Origin of the sequence: Nissabacter sp. SGAir0207 (assembly GCF_005491205.1) — a bacterium.
GTDB lineage: Bacteria > Pseudomonadota > Gammaproteobacteria > Enterobacterales > Enterobacteriaceae > Chimaeribacter.
The window spans coordinates 50962-66622 of record NZ_CP028036.1 but is presented as its reverse complement, the minus strand read 5'-3'; the positions used below and the strand labels follow the sequence as shown (position 1 = coordinate 66622).

Sequence of the window (15661 nt, the reverse complement as noted above, 5' to 3'; positions counted from 1 at the left end):
CGTTGTTTTTCATGGGCTTATATTGCCAGTATATACAATCGATTTGCCACAGTTAGCCAGTTTTGCCGCCATTTTGCCGCCACTCTGTATCAAGGGGATTAAGCTTTACAGCATCCTCTAAATGATCAGGCGCAAAGTGGGAGTAACGCATCGTCATCTTGATGTCAGTGTGTCCCAGAATTCGTTGCAATACTAAAATGTTACCCCCGTTCATCATGAAGTGAGATGCAAAGGTATGCCTCAGAACGTGTGTAAGCTGGCCCGCTGGTAGTTCAATTCCTGTGCGCGCAAGGGCCGACCGAAAGGCACCGTAACAATCACTAAAAAGGCGCGCGTTCCGATTGGGTAATGACTCATATAATCTAGGGCTAATAGGTACAGACCTATTTTTACGGCCTTTGGTGTTAGTGAAAGTAATTTTGTATTTTGAAAGCTGCGTTTTTTTCATGCTTTCAGCTTCAGACCAGCGCGCACCTGTTGCCAGGCACACTTTTACCACTGCCTCTAAATCTGGTTGATCAGACTTTCGACATTCATTAAGTAGAATATCAATTTGCTCTGTTGTCAGCCATGCCATTTCCATCTCTTGAATGCGGAAAGGGCGGACGTTTTTTAAAGGATTCTCCCCGCTCCACTCTCCTAATCTAGATAGCTCATTGAAGACTGCTCTAAAATGAGCCAGCTCTAAATTAAGGGTACGAGGTGAAACTTCCTTAACTCTATTCGAACGGGGGAAGTCACCCACAAGACGTCTCTGCCGATAACGTGTGAACATCTGAGCATTGAAATCAACAGCGAGCGGCTCACCCATGCACTCAAAAGCATGATGCATTGCTGATTGACGGTTTAACCCATCCTTCAATGTCACCCCGTGAGATTTATACCAAGCATCTACAAGATCTTTGACTGTACGGCGTTCTTCTTTTTCGCCCTGCCAAGGCTGATGTGCTGAATATTGTTCGAATGCAATCGCCTCTCCTTTAGTCGCAAACTTTTTTCTAATACGTTTACCATCGCGCCCGTTAGGGTAAATTTCGCAAACCCAACCACCTTCTGCATTTCTACGGATCGTCATTAACTCAACTCGCTGTATATGCCTATAACCCTACCTAGGGTTTTGATGTCATCAAAGGCGCAGTCAAATGATACCTTTCCACCAGTAACGTGTACTTTTTGACCTGGCAACACTGTTAACTCTCGAATGCATATGGTGCCGCCAATATCAACTAGCTTCATACCATCTGAGATAACAGTGGTTTCCTCTACAAGGTGAAGATTGTGTTCCGAGGAAACGCATATGATTTGAGCATTAGCTTTACCAATAACGCTACGGTCAATGCAGAAAAGGCTATCTTTAACCAACTTTCCTTCACTTAATGTGAACTTTTGAAGTTCAGCAAACTCACTGCCGTCATCATTTACTACTCCTTCTCCTTCAAAACGTTCGCCTTTACCCGTCAGAATCCACAGTAAGCTTGCGCCAGTTTCAAGCGCGCAAAGTGCTGCGAAATCGTAGGAAATGTTCCCTCTGGTGTAGCGATTCGATAGGGAACTAGCTGCAATCTCGAAATGATTCGCAAGCTGTATCTTCTGATGGAAGCCATACACCGAGCAGATCCGATCTAAGATTTTCACGTTGTCCAGATTTGAAGTATCGAATTTCATTGTCTAATCCAAGTTGACCAATTAGGAAATTGGTAGTAAATTTTGACGCAAGTGGAGTCCGCTGATGGCAAAAGTTGGCAAACAGTGGCAAGTAAAGGTTAAAAATTGTCAAACGGGGAATAATGCATCATGGCATCTGAAATCGCAATCATCAAACTACCCGCTCCTATCGTTTCTCTGCGACAGTTCGCAGAGTTAGAAGGCGTCTCTGAGCGTACTGTTTACCGCTGGACTACTGGCGATAATCCTTGTTTACCAATCGAACCACGCGTTATCCGAAAGGGCTGTAAGAAGGCTGGCGGCCCCATTCGCATTTACTATGCGCGCTGGAAAGAAGAACAGTTACGCAAATCGCTAGGTCATTCTCGCTTTCAACTCATTATCGGTGTTTGATTCACACTAAGGGAATAGGGGAAGTAAGGATATGTTTGATTTTAGGATTTCCACCCAATCACATTTCGATGATGCGTGTCGCAAATTCGCTTTAGCACATAACATGGCCGATCTGGCTAAGCGTGCCGGGATGCACACCCAGACGCTGCGCAATAAGCTCAACCCAGAGCAGCCGCACCAGTTAACCGCTGTTGAGGTGATGAAGCTCACGGACATTACCGAGGATGCAACGCTGGTTGACGGCTTTCTGGCCCAGCTTCAATGCCTGCCATGTGTGCCGGTTAATGAGATGGCCAACGAGAAGCTGCCTGTTTATGTCATGAAGGCCACCGCAGAAATCGGCCAGCTTGCAGCGGGTGCCATTAATACCGAGCGCCTGACTGAAAAATGTAAGCGTAGTCTACTTCAGAATGTGAACAGCGGTATTCGCTGCCTGACATTAGCGGCCCTGGCCGTACAGGCCCGTATTCAGGCCAATCCCACGATGGCCTCAACGATGGACGCCATTACCGGCCTTGGCGCAACCGTGGGATTAAGTTAATCACTATGCCCATCTCAATTGCGCCGTTATTAACGCGGCAAAGCCCGTCACCCTCTTATGGTCACGGTTGGATCATGGGGAAGCAAGGCAAGCGCTGGCACCCCGCCTGGCAACAAACCACTCTCACCCAGCATCGCAATGCGAAAATAAAGGAATCATCATGGCTATTGAAGCTGCTGCCGCCCTTGTGGAAATGAGCGCCGGAGAGCGTGCCGCCGGTTTAAATAAAGTGGCGTCATTACGTGCGACCCTGTGGGGCTGTGATAATGAGAAAAGTATTGCGCGCTTTTTCGCTGAGATGCGTGATGTGACCGATATTAATTACCAAGATAATAAAAGAGCATTGAGCGCTATTTTTTATCTGGCAAATATTAAAACCGAGCGCCACGACGTTGCATACAGTGAGCTGACCACTGATGAAAAGGCCGCGCTTATCCGTGCAATGAACCATTTTCGTGCAGTTGTGAGTTTATTCCCTAAGCGGTTATCACTCCCTAATTAACCCCAAATTTAAATAATGGCGTTAACTCGCCGGGCATTCTATTGCCAAAATTCAGGAAAATAACATGCGTAATAAACAAGTATTGAATATTGAAACCGGTAATGATGATGCAGGGTTTTTTAACCTGCTTGAGCAGACCCGCCTTGATGAGCGCCGCAACCGCGCCGAAGCAATGGCGGCCAGACTCGACAGCCTGGCGGCGCGCATCACCTCACGCCAGTTGAGTTATGTTGAGGCGGCAGAGCTGCTGCGCGCTGAAGCCGAGCGCATTAACCTTCAGGCGGCGGAGCTGCACTGATGGACACAATGGATCTGGCTCAACAGCAAGTCGCCGAAAACTTGGCTCATCACCTGGCCGTGGCAATCAGCCGCCCGCAACGTAGCAGCGCTTTTTTCTGCGAAGATTGTGAAGGCGTGATCCCTGAAGCCCGTCGCCGCGCAGTAATGGGCGTGGTCACCTGCGTCAGTTGCCAAGCAACCCGCGAAGCCTACGCCCGGTGATGAGCGAACAACAGTATGCCTACCCGTGGAATGCGCCACGGGAGGCCATCGCCAGTCCTTACCTGACCCATCAGGAAACCCACCGCCGCGACAAGATGATCGCGGCGCTTTCACATGCGCAGGCGCTGCTGAGCGTGCAGCCCAACATCGTGAAGCTGGATGTCACCCGCCGCACCAGTGAGCTGGAGAGCACGCACGGAGTTCAGCGAGCCAATGCCTACTTGACGAAGACCTTTGTCGAGCGGACATTGCCGCGCCTTGAGCTGATTAGCCAGAAGTACAGCCTGACCCTGAATGATCCGCAGCACTTTGCTGCAACGTCATTCCAGCGCCCGGCCAACACCACCGCCGATGTGCAGCTGATCCAACTGATGCGCCGTTTTAACCGCCTGCCGGATTTGGCCCGCGCCGACATTGACCTGCTGGCCGGCGACATTGCCAACTTCATTACCAGCGAGCTGATCCAGGTTAACGAGGAGACTCATCATGCCTCGGATTACAAAGTGCTGTTCTGCATGTATATGGCCGCCGCCCGCATCACCCGCCTGCTGGGCCAGGATGCGCCGCAGTGGGAACGTGTGACCGGCAAGTTATTCAATGAAGACGAAGTGACCCCGGCCATCCTGAAAATGAAGTCGGATCGTTGGTGGTTGAATCGGCTGCGTCGCGTGGCGGCAGAATGGCGCGAGCATATTCACATCGCACTCGCGAACGTCAGCAAAAAGATGACGCCCTACGCCAGCAACATGACCGTGCATGAGTGGCGCGAGCAGAAGCGCCGCACGCGTGACTTTCTCAAGGGCATGGAGCTGGAGGACGAGGAGGGCAACCGCATCAGCCTTATCGACAAATATGATGGCAGTGTTGCCAATCCGGCGATCCGGCGCTGTGAGCTAATGACGCGTATCCGCGGCTTTGAAAATATCTGTAATGAAATGGGCTACGTGGGGGAGTTCTACACCCTGACCGCGCCGGCCCGTTATCACGCCACCATCAAGACCGGCCACCGTAACCGCAAATGGAACGGCGCCAGCCCGGCAGAAACCCAGCGCTATCTGCGCCGGGTATGGGAAAAGGCCCGCGCCAAGCTTCACCGCGAAGACATTCGCATTTTTGGCATCCGCGTAGCTGAACCACACCACGACGCGACCCCGCACTGGCACATGCTGATGTTCATGCTGCCGGGCGACGTGGATCGCGTGCGCACCATTCTGCGCGATTATGCCAGTGAGCAAGACGCGCATGAGCTGACCAGTGATAAGGCTCGCAAGGCCCGCTTTCATGCCGAGGCTATCGACCCGGAGAAGGGGAGCGCAACGGGCTACGTGGCGAAATACATCAGCAAAAACATTGATGGCTATGCCCTTGATGATGAGCTGGATGATGAAAGCGGGAAGCTGCTCAAAGACTCTGCCGCCTCGGTGTCTGCCTGGGCGGCCCGCTGGCGTATCCGTCAGTTTCAGTTCGTCGGTGGCGCGCCGGTCACGGTTTACCGTGAGCTGCGCCGCATGGCAGACAGCGAAACCGCCCACGGGCTGTGTGTTGAGTTTGCCGCCGCGCATGATGCTGCTGATGCGGGTGATTGGGCGGCCTACGTGAACGCCCAGGGCGGCCCGTTTGTGCGCCGTGATGATCTGGCCGTACGCACCTGGTATCAACCTGCGACCGACCTTAATGAGTACGGCGAGGAAACTCACCGCATCCAGGGGCTGTATGCCTCATTGGTAGGTGATGGCTCGCCGATTCTCACGCGTCTGACGCAGTGGAAGATTGTGCCGAAGCGTGCCGTTGACCTGGGGGTTGACCTTCAGGGCGCGCCCGCGCCCTCTCGGAGTTCTGTCAATAACTGTACGGAGAGAGAAGGGTGTGAGGACATGATGAAACCGGAAAGTTATCAAGAGATCGACTTTACCGGCCTGGACAGGAAAGCGCAGCGACAGCTTTTGAACCGGGTAAGGGAAAGCAAGGTTAAGAAAGCACCAAAAATGCACCGGCGATCGGCTGCTGTTGAAGCCGCCTGTGAGCGGGCCATTGGTGAGATTAAGGATACAACCGGCGAAACCATCAGCCGGGCTTTAGCCGTGCGGGTAGTAAGTGGCATTAGCACGAAAATAAATGGGTTATGGGTGCGAGGCACCTATAGTGGTGAGGTATTCAGCGCTCCTACTTCTGTCAAAAAGCCTGATGCCGCGCAGATACTCGTCAGGTTCAAGCGATTAGCAGAGAGTGCTACCAAAAAATAACCACAATCTAACAAGCGGGTAAAGTTTGGCTTTAGTATCAGACAGATAATTGATTATGAAGCGTTTTGTCAAATTTCTTTTATAAATCAGCATGGCTATGCTACTGTATGCATAAACAGTACTAATAAAAAGGGGGGAGTTTTATGGATGACGAGTTAAAAGCGCAGGTAGTACTTGAACGGGTGGAGTTGATTGCGCGTCTTGCCGCTGAGAAGGTAGTGCAAGAAAGGGATCGGGAGATTGCATTAAATTTAATCGCTGATTTGGCGCAGGGTATGGCCTTGCAGGGCGGCGGTTTTCAGGTGGCTTTCACGGCTAAACAATGAACAAAAAAGAGAGCCAAGAAACTACTTCTTGAGGGGGCGGGGAAAATTTAGCGGTGCATGCATAAGTGCATGGATCTGCATGTAGCGCATCATGCTGACGAACGTCAAAGGCTCCAAGGCTGGGGCCTTTTTTATTGGGTTTTGCACCTGCATGAAAAGCGATGCACAAAGCGGGCAGGCGTGGCGGGGATAGCATTGCGCGCAGAGAGTGCAAACATGGCTGCTTAATGAAAGCGTTTATCTTATAATATAAAAAAATTCTTAATAGAGGTCTTGATAAATGCCAGCATTTTTAGTGAGTGATTGCCAGCGCTGTAATGCTAAGAATATTACTTTTACTATCTTTGGAGGAACTCCATTTAAAGATGAAATTGACCCAGATCTTCGGCCAACCGCTGAAATAGTTGGTATGTGCAAAGCCTGTTATAAGAGTTCGATATTCGAGGTGAGTCGAAGAGAGCAATTTTATTCACCAGCTGCTGTTGAATGGCGAACTGCAGATTATAATGTGTCCAGTGCTTGTAAGGTTATTGGTGTTATTACACCTGCAGATTTAGCGATTACTCCTTCTCCAAAACATTTGCCTTCTCACATAGAGGCTGCATTTAATGAAGGATCAAAGTGCCTGAGCATTCATTGTTATAATGCAGCCGCAACCATGTTTCGTCTTTGCCTTGATTTTGCAACTAAAGGACTCCTTCCGGATGGCGATGAGCCATCGGCAAAAGTACGCCGTAGCTTAGGGCTTCGCATGGAGTGGCTTTTTGATAAAAATATAGTGCCTAGCGCACTGCGAGACTTAGCGGAATGCGTAAAAAATGATGGGAATGATGGTGCTCATGAAGGTATTTTAGATCAAGCTTCAGCGTTAGATTTAGAGGATTTTACACGGATATTTCTTGAAAGAATTTATACTGAACCAGCGCGAACGAAAGAGGCTATGAATAGAAGGGCCGCGCGACACGGTAAGGAGTAAAAGCGGCTCTAAGTAGAGCCGTTAATGTTTAGTTTTCAATTTCGAGGCTATATGGCCTGAAGGTGATCACCTCCTGCCCCAGCCAGCTATTCAGCTCTTTCATGCGCTCTTGTAGCGGCGTCAGCTCATTGCGCACAAACACTTGCGCCGCCTTTACCGCATCCCCAAAGCCGCCGGAGTTGTCCGGGATAATGCCCATCATCTGCGGCGGCACGCGGTGCGCGCTTAACAGGTCGTCGCGGCTGGCCTTCTTGATGTTGAAAAAGTCGTCTTTGGTGGCGACCTCGCTGAGCGGTAAAATCTTGATGCCGTCCGGCTTGCCGTTCGGCGCGTACATGAACAGGTTGCGGAAGTTCCCCAGCCCTTTGGTGTCGCGCATCGCCTGGCGCATCCGCTCCACGTCGCTGCTGCTCTGCGCGGCGTCGGTCATATACAGGATGTACCCCGCGTGTGCGCCGTTCTGGTAGTACTTGCGACGAAACAGCGTGGCCGACTCATTCAGCCAGGCCGAATTCAGCGCGCTGAGGTATTCCGGCAGGCCGTACAGCTCCTGATTAATGTCCGGCTCTACCAGATGAAACACGCTGCCCGGCGCAAAGGCGTGCGGCTCCTTCCAGTCATGCACAAACCAGTATGCTCCCTCCTCAATGCCCCGGCGGGTAAACTTGGCCGGCGAGTTCTCCAGGCGCAGCGGCTTACCCAGGGCATTTTTACGCAGCTCCATAAAGGCATTGCCGAATACCAGGTAATCCAGCGCCATGCGGCTAAATTCCTGCTGCGTCAGCAGCGGGTGCGGGATAAAGGTCGAAGCCAGAATGTTGCGCTTCACATAAATCGGTGAGCTGTGATGCACCGCCGATCGCAGGCTTTTTGCCAGGCCGTGAAAGCTCACCGGCGGCTCATACCAGCGCCCGTTGCCGATGCACTCGGCATAATCCAGAATGTCGCGCTTGTCCATCACCGGCGTTGGCTCACCAAAGCTGAACGCCTGCGGGCCGGCGGCGGTGGCCGGGGCGACCTGCGGTGAAGGGAGTGCCTTGCGGCCTTTGCGTTTGCTCATCAGTAAAATTCCAGAATAGAAGGGGTCGCGCCGCCGTTCGCGGCGGTCAGCGGTTCGTTAAGCAGGGCGTGCATGATGGCCCACGCCACATCGGCGTGACTGGCGTCCTCACTGCGGCTGGCCTCGTAGGTGGAGCGGTTGCCGCTGGCCGTCATGGTTTTGCGGATCGCCATAAAAGACTGCGTGATGTCGGTGTGGCCCGCGTCATACTCCAGCCGTCCGCTGCTGATGGTGTCTTTGGCCTTCAGCACCATCGCGGTTTTAATCTCCGGGGTGTATTTGATTTCGCGGGCCGCCGGGAAAAACTGTCTGACCAACTGAAACACGCCCTGTCCGATGCCGGTGGCGTCCACGCCGATATACTCCACCGTGTATTTTTTAGTGAGTTCCTCAATGGATTTGGCCTGGGCGGCAAAGTCCATGCCGCGCCACTGGTGGCGCTCCAGCACCCGAAACTTACCGCCGGCAACCAGCGGCGGCGCAATCACCGCGCAGCCGGCGCTGTCACCGGTGTGCGAGGGATCGTAGCCAATCCATACCGGACGATAGTCGAACGGGCGCAGCGCGTAGGGGTTGAAGTCCGTCCACTCCTCCAGGCTGTCAATCATGCAGCCTTGCAGCTCCTTGAACGGGAACACGCTCGCCTCATCATCCACAAACTCGCACATCAGCAGGTTCTGGTACTCCGCCGGGCTGTACTCCAGCGAGAGCTGATCCAGGTCAAACAGGTTGCAGCCGCCGGTCAGCGCATCCTCGACCGTGACAATCTGCCGCCACTGACCATCCCCGCACAGCGCGCCGGTAGAGAGGTGGCTGTGGCTGAGATCCAGCTCAATGCGATCCGACTTATTGCGCCGCCCCTTGTTAAACAGCTCACCTGACCAGAACGGATAAGCGCTGTGCGACAGGCTCGACGGCGTGGAGAAGTAGGTAGAGCGCCATTTCTTGTGCAGGGACATCCCCGACGCCACTTTGCGCAGCTCCTGGAACTTGGGTATCCAGAAATATTCATCCAGGTACAGGTTGCCGGTGTAGCTCTGCGCGGTGCGCACGTTGGTGCCCAGGAATATCAACCGCGCGCCGTTGGGGAGCACAATCGGATCGCCTTTCAGGTCAACATCCACCTGGCGCGCAAAGTCGATGATGTAGTTTTTGAAAACGTGCGCCTGCGCCTTGCTGGCCGAGAGGAAAATCTGGTTGCGTCCGGTGGTCAGCGCATCAATCAGCGCCTCGCGGGCAAAGTAGAAGGTGGCCCCTATCTGGCGCGACTTGAGGATGTTGCGGATGCGGTGCGCCAGGCCGGCCCGGTGCCAGTTGCGCTGATACTCAAAGCAGTTGTCGATAAACAGCCGGTTGAGTTTATCGGTCTGCTCCTCGCTAAAGACATTTTTACTCGCCGGCTGGCGCTCGCCTTTGTTGCGGTTGCGCACGTTCGGATTGAGGTCAGCCTCATTGCCGGAGCTGCGATAACGCTCGACGCGGGCCAGGCGCTCAATCTGGCGGCCCAGCGCGTCTATCTCCTTGTAATCCCCATTGCCTTTCACCTCTTTCATGATGAGTTGGATCAACCGCGCTTCCATGCTGGCCTCGACGCGGCTGATAGGCGCGATGTCCTCCCAGGCGTCGCGCAGCTTCCAGCTCTGCACGGTTGGCGTTTTGATACTGAGCGTCTCCGCTATCTGGCGTACAGAAAAGCCCTGCCAGTAAAGCAGGGCCGCCTGGCGGCGCGGATCGCTAATAAGGGTGTTGGGCGTCGTTGTCATGACCGCAAGGCTACCGGGGCAACTTCCCCCGCGCTCGCTATGTCTGTTGTGTGACAAAACAACAAGATGGCTTTCGTTGAGAGGGCGGGCAAAGACAGGGACACTGCCCCTGAACTGATGACCCCTGACTAACCGGAGCCTGATTGATGGCAACAAAAGCAAAGCGTTTTCGCATCGGCGTAGAAGGTGCCACCACTGATGGCCGCATGATTTCCCGTGAGTGGCTGGTACAGATGGCCGCCCAGTATGACCCCGCCGTGTACGGTGCACGCATCAACATGGAGCACATCAAGGGCTATACCCCTGACAGCCCGTTTCGCCGCTATGGCGATGTCACTGCGCTGACCGCCGAAGAGATCACCGAGGGCGCGCTGGCCGGCAAGATGGCGCTCTATGCCGACATTGACCCCACCCCGGAGCTGGTTGCGCTTACCCAGGCCCGCCAGAAAATTTACACCTCAATGGAGGTCAACCCGGAATTCGCCGACACCGGCAAAGCCTACCTGGTGGGCCTGGCCGTGACCGACGACCCGGCAAGCCTTGGCACGGAAATGCTGAGCTTCAGCGCCCGCGCCCAGCTCAACCCGCTGGCCGCCCGCAAACAGGACACCGCCAACCTGTTTACTGCTGCCGAGGAAACCCTGATTGAATTCGAGCAGGTCGCCGATCCTGCGCCCTCGCTGCTGGAGCGCGTCACGGCCCTGTTTGCAGCCAAAAAGAAAACCGATGCCGAGCGTTTCACGGATGTGAACACCGCCGTCACCGCCGTGGCCGAGCAGGTACAGCAAAGTGCAGACGAGGCCGCGCAGCAATTTACCGTACTTGAAACCGCGCTGACCAGCCGACTGGAGGCCCTGGAGCAGCAGAGCACTGAAGACCGTGCCGCCGTGCAGGCGCTCACTGAGCAACTGGCCCAGACAGACGGCAGTTTTTCCCGCCGCTCGCGTGCCAGCGGCGCAGACGCCCACGCCGGCCTACAAACCGATTGCTGATAGACCTCAACCTAATAACGAACAGGAACGCCCATGCGCCCCACTACCCGCTTTAAATTTAACGCCTTTATGTCCCGTCTGGCCGAGCTGAACGGCGTCGACACCGGCGATATGAACAAAAAATTCACCGTGGAACCCTCGGTGACGCAAACCCTGATGAACCGTGTGCAGGAGTCCTCTGAGTTTCTGACGCGCATCAACATCGTGCCGGTGCCTGAGATGAAGGGCGAGAAGATTGGCATTGGCGTATCTGGCTCAATTGCCAGCACCACGGACACCGCCGGCGGCGATGAGCGCGAAACCGCTGACTTTGCCGCCCTGGACGCGGAAGGGTATGAGTGTGCGCAGGTGAACTACGATTTTCACATCCGCTATAACAGCCTCGACCTGTGGGCGCGTTATGAAGATTTCCAGGCGCGCCTGCGTGACGCGATTATCAAGCGCCAGTCCCTCGACCGCATTATGGTGGGCTTTAACGGCACCTCCCGCGCCAAGACCTCTAACCGCGTCAAAAATCCGCTGCTGCAAGATGTGGCCGTGGGCTGGTTGCAGAAGTACCGCGACCACGCGCCGCAACGGGTAATGAGCAAAATCATGGCCGAAGATGGCACCACCGTGGCCTCGGAAAAAATTCGCATCGGTCAAGGCGGCGATTATGCCAACCTCGACGCGCTGGTGATGGATGCGACCAACACCCTGATTGAGCCGTGGTATCAGGAAGATCCAGAGCTGGTTGTAATTTGTGGCCGCCAACTGCTGGCTGATAAATATTTCCCGCTGGTTAACCAGACGCAGGCCAACACCGAAACTCTGGCCGCTGACCTGATTGTGAGCCAGCGTCGTATCGGCAACCTGCCGGCGGTGCGCGTGCCGTACTTCCCGGCCAATGCCCTGATGGTGACCCGCCTCGATAACCTGTCGATTTACTGGCAGGAAGGCACTCACCGCCGCCTGTTGGATGAGGTGGCAAAGCGCGACCGCATCGAAAATTACGAGTCCATTAACGAGGATTACGTGATTGAAGACTATGCCGCCGGCTGCCTGGTTGAAAATATCGACGTGGGCACCTTTACGCCGGCCACCGGAGCGTAAGGCATGTTAAGCCCGGCCCAACGTCACCTGATGCGCCAGCAGGCCATTGACGCCGCCCAGCAGCGGGATAACCCGCTGCGCCATGCCAACGGTTACGAGCTGATGCTGATGCGCCTGAATGAGGACAAGCGCCGCCTGAAAAAACTGCACTCGGTTGAGCGCAAGGCGGCCCTCAAGCGCGAGCTGCTGCCCGAATACGGACCGTGGGTGGCCGGCGTTCTGAGTGAGGGACGCGGCGCACAGGATGCGGTGTTGATGACCGTCATGATTTGGCGGCTCGACACCGGGGACATTCCCGGCGCGCTGGACATCGCCCGCTATGCCCTGCATCACGGCCTGGTGCCGCCGGACACCTACCGGCGCAACAGCACGGCCTACCTGCTGGCCGAGGAGGTGGCCGACGCCGCGACCCGCGCCCGGACGTTGGCGCAGCCGGTTGATATTGACCCGCTGCTGGCAACCCTGGCGCTGACCGAGGGCGAAGATATGCCGGATGTGGTGCGCGCCAAGCTGCACAAAATCATTGGCTATGTGCTGCGCGACACGGACAGGGCCACGGAAGCCATGCAACACCTCACCCGCGCCTTGCAGCTTGATGACCGCTGCGGCGTGAAAAAAGACATAGAGCGACTGGCGACCGTGCTGAAAAAGCAGGCGCTCGCCCGCCGCTAACGAACGCGCCCCGCGCCGGGCGGCAGAGCAGCCAGTGCCAGCGGTATCTGCGCAGCTCTCCACCGCCCACCCTTTTAAGAAGGCCTTATATGAGCATTGTGATCCCCGCCCCGCGACCGGCAGACGCTGCCGAGCCGCCGATTGCCAATACCTTTTTTTGGCCGGATGTCGACGTGCAGCGCCTGCGGGAAACGCTGCGCTATGAAGGCACCGTGACCGCGCAGCGCCTGCGGCTTGCCATTAAAACGGCGATGTCCGAGGTCAACGCCGAGCTGCATGACTACCGCGCCGCGCAGATGGCGACCGGTTTCGCCACCCTGGCCGCCGTGCCGGCGGAGACGTTCGACGGCGAGAGCGAAAAGCTCGGCCACTACTTTGCCGCCGTCAGCGCCCTGACCGCCGCGACCATCGTCGAACGTTACCGGGGCTATGACGCCAGCGGGGCCAAAAAAGCCGCCGATGTGGAGGCGGCCGCCGATGAGTACTGGCGGGATGCGCGCTTTAGCATCAGCAAGCTGGCCGGCCAGCGGGCGTGCATCATCGGGCTGCTGTGATGAAGGTGTATGCCCAACAGGGCGAAACCGTAGACGAGATTTGTTATCGCCACTACGGGCGCACGCAGCAGGTGCTTGAACAGGTGTATGCCGCCAATCCGGGGCTGGCGAGCCAGGGGGCGATTTTGCCGCACGGCTACCCGGTTGCGCTGCCCACGCTGGCCTCGGCGGGCACCAAAGAAACCCTTAATCTGTGGGATTGAGTGAATGGATAAACACAGCTCGCTAATCAGCTACCTGGTGGGCATCGTCATGATGTGGTTTAGCCGGCACACCCTCCAGGACATCGCCTTTATGGTGGGGGCGGCGGTGGCGGTGGCAACGCTTTTTATCAACATCGCCACCTTTTTTGTGAACTGGCACTACCGCCGCAAAACCTACGAGCTGCACCGCCAGGCGGCGGAGGGGGTGACCAGTGGGCCAGACAGGTAAACGTTGCGCCGTGGCCGCCGTGCTGGCGCTGGCCGCGCTGCTGCACCAGGCGCCTCTGCTGAAAACCTCTGACACCGGGCTGGCGCTGATTGCCGATCTGGAGGGGTGCCGCACCTCGCCCTATCAGTGCAGTGCCGGCGTCTGGACAAACGGTATCGGCCACACGGCGGGCGTGACCCCGCACAGCCACCTTACCGAGCGTCAGGCCGCCGTTAATCTGGTGGCGGATGTGAGGCGCGTAGAACATGGCATTGATGCCTGTATGCCGGTTGCCATGCCCTCGCCGGTCTATGACGCCGTGGTGTCCTTTGCCTTTAACGTGGGCGTGCACGCCGCCTGCACCTCTACCCTGGCCGGCTTTATCCGACAACAGCACTGGCGGCCTGCCTGCGGCCAGTTGGCGCGCTGGGTGTATGTGCGCGGCAAGCGCAATCAGGGGCTGGTCAACCGACGCGCCCGTGAGACGGCGTATTGCCTAACGGGGGCCAGATGATGCGCGTGCTTGCCGTCCTGCTGGCCCTGGCTGTGGCCGGGCTGGCCTATACCCTTCAGCACGCCAGCGGCCTGCGCCGCGACCTGACCCAGGCGCAGGGCATCGTCGGCACGCTGTCCGCCGGCCTTGAAAGCCGGGATAAGGCGATTGCCCGCCTTCAGGATGAGGCCCGCACGCGGGCCGACCAGGAGCAGGCGCTACGCCAGGCGCAAAGCCAGGCCGGTGCGCTGGCCCTGCAACGCGAATTACAGATACAGAGAGAACATGATGCCGATGAGAGCCTGCGCGCCTGGTCTGCTGCTGCTTTGCCTGATGCTGCTAAGCGGCTGCACCAACGGCCCGCCTTCAGCAACGCCCGCGATTATCTGGCCTGGCTGTCCACGCGTGACCAGTTGCCCGATCCCCGCCAATAGCCTGCGCACCAACGCTGACCTGGCCGCCGACAACCGGCAGTTAGAGGCGGCTCTGGTGGCCTGCGGGCTGCAAGTTGAAACCATCAAAGCGTGCCAGGAGCGCCATGATCAAACCCACCCAACTGCGCGAGGCGCTAACGTGCAGCGTGCCGCTGCTGCAAAGCAGCCCTGACTGTCTGCATATGTTCATCGACCACGGGCGCATCGTCTCGACGCTGGCCGCCTCGCTGTCCTTTGAATATCAGTACCAGCTCAACCTGGTGATAACGGACTACGCCGGCGACATTGACCTGATTGTGGTGCCCGTGCTGGCCTGGCTGCGAGAGCACCAGCCCGACATCATGGCAACCCAGGAACGGCGCAACACCGGCTTTACCTACAAGGCCGATGTCATCAGCGATACCTTGTGTGACATCAGCATTGACCTGCAACTGACCGAGCGGGTATTGGTCAAGCAGGTAGAGGGCGCGCTACACGTTGACCATGTGCCGGAGCCGCCGATTCTGGCGGGGCAGGCATGAGCGAGTTACGCCCCTTTGAGGCCCGGCTGGCCGCCCTGATCGCCAACCTCTCCCCGGAGGCGCGCAAGGAGTTGGCAAAGGGCATCGCCCGCCGGCTGCGTGCCGGCCAACAGCAGAACATCAAGCGCCAGCAGGCCCCCGATGGCACGCCTTTTGCGCCCCGCAAGCCTGCGCCGCCGTCACAGGTGCGCACGAAAAAAGGCCGGGTAAAGCGGGAGATGTTCGCCAAGCTGCGCACGGCGAAATACCTCAAGGCCAAAGCCAACGTAAATGAGGCCGTGGTGGAGTTTACCGGCAACGTGCAGCGCCTGGCGCGGGTGCATCACTATGGCCTACGTGACCGGCCCTCCCGGCATGGCGGGGCCGTGCGCTATGAGGCCCGTCCGCTGCTGGGGATAAACGAGGCGGAGCAGCGCCTGATAGAGCAGGAGGTGATTGCTCACCTGGCCGGCTAATGTTGTTGTGCCTTTCTTCAGCGAGCCGCAACACATTGCGGCTATTCCCCCCCGACGTAACATTACC

24 protein-coding genes are annotated in these 15661 nt (G+C 56.5%); 20 read left to right on the top strand and 4 right to left on the bottom strand.

Going from position 1 to position 15661, the window contains the following annotated elements:
• Positions 1 to 52 precede the first annotated feature (52 nt).
• Both C1N62_RS18065 and C1N62_RS18060 read right to left on the bottom strand, forming a co-directional pair.
• Positions 53 to 1075: a tyrosine-type recombinase/integrase gene (locus tag C1N62_RS18065; protein ID WP_137765122.1), complete on the bottom strand. Its 1023-nt coding sequence runs from the start codon at positions 1073 to 1075 to the stop codon at positions 53 to 55.
• Positions 1075 to 1665, bottom strand: a complete 591-nt coding sequence (locus C1N62_RS18060; protein ID WP_137765121.1) for a phage repressor protein CI — start codon at positions 1663 to 1665, stop codon at positions 1075 to 1077. The genes C1N62_RS18065 and C1N62_RS18060 overlap by 1 nt, the downstream gene beginning before the upstream one ends.
• 129 nt (positions 1666 to 1794) lie before the next feature.
• Between C1N62_RS18060 and C1N62_RS18055 the strand changes: the two genes are divergently transcribed.
• The 9 genes from C1N62_RS18055 to C1N62_RS18015 all read left to right on the top strand — a co-directional run bounded on the left by C1N62_RS18055 (position 1795) and on the right by C1N62_RS18015 (position 7147).
• Positions 1795 to 2058: a hypothetical protein gene (locus tag C1N62_RS18055; protein WP_137765120.1), complete on the top strand. Its 264-nt coding sequence runs from the start codon at positions 1795 to 1797 to the stop codon at positions 2056 to 2058.
• A 31-nt stretch (positions 2059 to 2089) separates the two neighbouring features.
• Positions 2090 to 2599: a phage regulatory CII family protein gene (locus tag C1N62_RS18050; RefSeq protein WP_137765119.1), complete on the top strand. Its 510-nt coding sequence runs from the start codon at positions 2090 to 2092 to the stop codon at positions 2597 to 2599.
• 5 nt (positions 2600 to 2604) lie between these two features.
• A complete protein-coding gene (locus C1N62_RS18045; RefSeq protein WP_137765118.1) occupies positions 2605 to 2796 on the top strand; it encodes a phage filamentation protein Fil family protein in 192 nt (63 codons plus the stop codon).
• Entirely contained in the window at positions 2760 to 3101 is a 342-nt protein-coding gene (locus C1N62_RS18040) for a DUF5347 domain-containing protein (RefSeq protein ID WP_137765117.1), read from the top strand. Before C1N62_RS18045 ends, C1N62_RS18040 begins: the two co-directional genes overlap by 37 nt.
• Before the next feature lie 64 nt (positions 3102 to 3165).
• The gene (locus tag C1N62_RS18035; RefSeq protein WP_137764142.1) at positions 3166 to 3399 is read left to right on the top strand and encodes a DUF2732 family protein; all 234 of its coding nucleotides are present in this window, start codon (positions 3166 to 3168) and stop codon (positions 3397 to 3399) included.
• On the top strand, positions 3399 to 3602 hold the full coding sequence (locus C1N62_RS18030; RefSeq protein WP_370465608.1) for a TraR/DksA C4-type zinc finger protein: 204 nt from the start codon (positions 3399 to 3401) through the stop codon (positions 3600 to 3602). The genes C1N62_RS18035 and C1N62_RS18030 overlap by 1 nt, the downstream gene beginning before the upstream one ends.
• Positions 3602 to 5845, top strand: a complete 2244-nt coding sequence (locus tag C1N62_RS18025) for a replication endonuclease (protein WP_137765115.1) — start codon at positions 3602 to 3604, stop codon at positions 5843 to 5845. Before C1N62_RS18030 ends, C1N62_RS18025 begins: the two co-directional genes overlap by 1 nt.
• A 143-nt stretch (positions 5846 to 5988) precedes the next feature.
• Positions 5989 to 6171 (top strand): hypothetical protein, encoded by a 183-nt coding sequence (locus tag C1N62_RS18020; RefSeq protein ID WP_137765114.1) that lies wholly within the window; start codon positions 5989 to 5991, stop codon positions 6169 to 6171.
• A gap of 280 nt (positions 6172 to 6451) precedes the next feature.
• A complete protein-coding gene (locus tag C1N62_RS18015; RefSeq protein ID WP_137765113.1) occupies positions 6452 to 7147 on the top strand; it encodes a DUF4145 domain-containing protein in 696 nt (231 codons plus the stop codon).
• A 28-nt stretch (positions 7148 to 7175) separates the two neighbouring features.
• Here C1N62_RS18015 and C1N62_RS18010 read toward each other — a convergent pair whose 3' ends face one another.
• Together C1N62_RS18010 and C1N62_RS18005 are read right to left on the bottom strand one after the other, a co-directional pair.
• A complete protein-coding gene (locus C1N62_RS18010) occupies positions 7176 to 8207 on the bottom strand; it encodes a phage portal protein (protein WP_137765112.1) in 1032 nt (343 codons plus the stop codon).
• Entirely contained in the window at positions 8207 to 9970 is a 1764-nt protein-coding gene (locus C1N62_RS18005; protein WP_137765111.1) for a terminase ATPase subunit family protein, read from the bottom strand. The genes C1N62_RS18010 and C1N62_RS18005 overlap by 1 nt, the downstream gene beginning before the upstream one ends.
• A 146-nt stretch (positions 9971 to 10116) precedes the next feature.
• Between C1N62_RS18005 and C1N62_RS18000 the strand changes: the two genes are divergently transcribed.
• The 11 genes from C1N62_RS18000 (at position 10117) to C1N62_RS17950 (ending at position 15594) form a co-directional block, all read left to right on the top strand.
• Positions 10117 to 10962 (top strand): GPO family capsid scaffolding protein, encoded by an 846-nt coding sequence (locus C1N62_RS18000; RefSeq protein ID WP_137765110.1) that lies wholly within the window; start codon positions 10117 to 10119, stop codon positions 10960 to 10962.
• Between the two features lie 33 nt (positions 10963 to 10995).
• The gene (locus C1N62_RS17995; protein WP_137765109.1) at positions 10996 to 12054 is read left to right on the top strand and encodes a phage major capsid protein, P2 family; all 1059 of its coding nucleotides are present in this window, start codon (positions 10996 to 10998) and stop codon (positions 12052 to 12054) included.
• Positions 12055 to 12057: 3 nt separating this feature from the next.
• Positions 12058 to 12726, top strand: coding sequence for a terminase endonuclease subunit (locus C1N62_RS17990; RefSeq protein ID WP_137765108.1), 669 nt, complete (start codon positions 12058 to 12060; stop codon positions 12724 to 12726).
• A gap of 89 nt (positions 12727 to 12815) precedes the next feature.
• The gene (locus tag C1N62_RS17985) at positions 12816 to 13280 is read left to right on the top strand and encodes a head completion/stabilization protein (RefSeq protein WP_137765107.1); all 465 of its coding nucleotides are present in this window, start codon (positions 12816 to 12818) and stop codon (positions 13278 to 13280) included.
• Positions 13280 to 13483 carry a tail protein X gene (locus C1N62_RS17980; RefSeq protein ID WP_137764153.1) on the top strand — a complete coding sequence of 68 codons (204 nt, stop codon included), beginning with the start codon at positions 13280 to 13282 and terminating at the stop codon, positions 13481 to 13483. The genes C1N62_RS17985 and C1N62_RS17980 overlap by 1 nt, the downstream gene beginning before the upstream one ends.
• Before the next feature lie 4 nt (positions 13484 to 13487).
• Positions 13488 to 13712: a hypothetical protein gene (locus C1N62_RS17975; RefSeq protein WP_137764154.1), complete on the top strand. Its 225-nt coding sequence runs from the start codon at positions 13488 to 13490 to the stop codon at positions 13710 to 13712.
• Entirely contained in the window at positions 13696 to 14205 is a 510-nt protein-coding gene (locus C1N62_RS17970) for a lysozyme (protein WP_137765106.1), read from the top strand. Before C1N62_RS17975 ends, C1N62_RS17970 begins: the two co-directional genes overlap by 17 nt.
• Entirely contained in the window at positions 14202 to 14618 is a 417-nt protein-coding gene (lysB, locus tag C1N62_RS17965) for an Rz-like lysis system protein LysB (protein ID WP_137765105.1), read from the top strand. The genes C1N62_RS17970 and lysB overlap by 4 nt, the downstream gene beginning before the upstream one ends.
• Positions 14518 to 14790 carry an Rz1-like lysis system protein LysC gene (gene lysC, locus C1N62_RS23370; protein ID WP_240775812.1) on the top strand — a complete coding sequence of 91 codons (273 nt, stop codon included), beginning with the start codon at positions 14518 to 14520 and terminating at the stop codon, positions 14788 to 14790. The genes lysB and lysC overlap by 101 nt, the downstream gene beginning before the upstream one ends.
• A complete protein-coding gene (locus C1N62_RS17955; protein ID WP_137765104.1) occupies positions 14723 to 15139 on the top strand; it encodes a phage tail protein in 417 nt (138 codons plus the stop codon). The genes lysC and C1N62_RS17955 overlap by 68 nt, the downstream gene beginning before the upstream one ends.
• Complete coding sequence (locus C1N62_RS17950) at positions 15136 to 15594, top strand: phage virion morphogenesis protein (protein ID WP_137765103.1); 459 nt, start codon at positions 15136 to 15138, stop codon at positions 15592 to 15594. Before C1N62_RS17955 ends, C1N62_RS17950 begins: the two co-directional genes overlap by 4 nt.
• The last annotated feature ends 67 nt before the right edge of the window (positions 15595 to 15661 follow it).

Bases quoted from the DNA above. Each gene is read 5' to 3' on its own strand.
- C1N62_RS18065 (WP_137765122.1), bottom strand. From the start codon at position 1,075: ATGACGATCCGTAGAAATGCAGAAGGTGGTTGGGTTTGCGAAATTTAC.
- C1N62_RS18060 (WP_137765121.1), bottom strand. From the start codon at position 1,665: ATGAAATTCGATACTTCAAATCTGGACAACGTGAAAATCTTAGATCGG.
- C1N62_RS18055 (WP_137765120.1), top strand. From the start codon at position 1,795: ATGGCATCTGAAATCGCAATCATCAAACTACCCGCTCCTATCGTTTCT.
- C1N62_RS18050 (WP_137765119.1), top strand. From the start codon at position 2,090: ATGTTTGATTTTAGGATTTCCACCCAATCACATTTCGATGATGCGTGT.
- C1N62_RS18045 (WP_137765118.1), top strand. From the start codon at position 2,605: ATGCCCATCTCAATTGCGCCGTTATTAACGCGGCAAAGCCCGTCACCC.
- C1N62_RS18040 (WP_137765117.1), top strand. From the start codon at position 2,760: ATGGCTATTGAAGCTGCTGCCGCCCTTGTGGAAATGAGCGCCGGAGAG.
- C1N62_RS18035 (WP_137764142.1), top strand. From the start codon at position 3,166: ATGCGTAATAAACAAGTATTGAATATTGAAACCGGTAATGATGATGCA.
- C1N62_RS18030 (WP_370465608.1), top strand. From the start codon at position 3,399: ATGGACACAATGGATCTGGCTCAACAGCAAGTCGCCGAAAACTTGGCT.
- C1N62_RS18025 (WP_137765115.1), top strand. From the start codon at position 3,602: ATGAGCGAACAACAGTATGCCTACCCGTGGAATGCGCCACGGGAGGCC.
- C1N62_RS18020 (WP_137765114.1), top strand. From the start codon at position 5,989: ATGGATGACGAGTTAAAAGCGCAGGTAGTACTTGAACGGGTGGAGTTG.
- C1N62_RS18015 (WP_137765113.1), top strand. From the start codon at position 6,452: ATGCCAGCATTTTTAGTGAGTGATTGCCAGCGCTGTAATGCTAAGAAT.
- C1N62_RS18010 (WP_137765112.1), bottom strand. From the start codon at position 8,207: ATGAGCAAACGCAAAGGCCGCAAGGCACTCCCTTCACCGCAGGTCGCC.
- C1N62_RS18005 (WP_137765111.1), bottom strand. From the start codon at position 9,970: ATGACAACGACGCCCAACACCCTTATTAGCGATCCGCGCCGCCAGGCG.
- C1N62_RS18000 (WP_137765110.1), top strand. From the start codon at position 10,117: ATGGCAACAAAAGCAAAGCGTTTTCGCATCGGCGTAGAAGGTGCCACC.
- C1N62_RS17995 (WP_137765109.1), top strand. From the start codon at position 10,996: ATGCGCCCCACTACCCGCTTTAAATTTAACGCCTTTATGTCCCGTCTG.
- C1N62_RS17990 (WP_137765108.1), top strand. From the start codon at position 12,058: ATGTTAAGCCCGGCCCAACGTCACCTGATGCGCCAGCAGGCCATTGAC.
- C1N62_RS17985 (WP_137765107.1), top strand. From the start codon at position 12,816: ATGAGCATTGTGATCCCCGCCCCGCGACCGGCAGACGCTGCCGAGCCG.
- C1N62_RS17980 (WP_137764153.1), top strand. From the start codon at position 13,280: ATGAAGGTGTATGCCCAACAGGGCGAAACCGTAGACGAGATTTGTTAT.
- C1N62_RS17975 (WP_137764154.1), top strand. From the start codon at position 13,488: ATGGATAAACACAGCTCGCTAATCAGCTACCTGGTGGGCATCGTCATG.
- lysB (WP_137765105.1), top strand. From the start codon at position 14,202: ATGATGCGCGTGCTTGCCGTCCTGCTGGCCCTGGCTGTGGCCGGGCTG.
- lysC (WP_240775812.1), top strand. From the start codon at position 14,518: ATGCTGCTAAGCGGCTGCACCAACGGCCCGCCTTCAGCAACGCCCGCG.
- C1N62_RS17955 (WP_137765104.1), top strand. From the start codon at position 14,723: ATGATCAAACCCACCCAACTGCGCGAGGCGCTAACGTGCAGCGTGCCG.
- C1N62_RS17950 (WP_137765103.1), top strand. From the start codon at position 15,136: ATGAGCGAGTTACGCCCCTTTGAGGCCCGGCTGGCCGCCCTGATCGCC.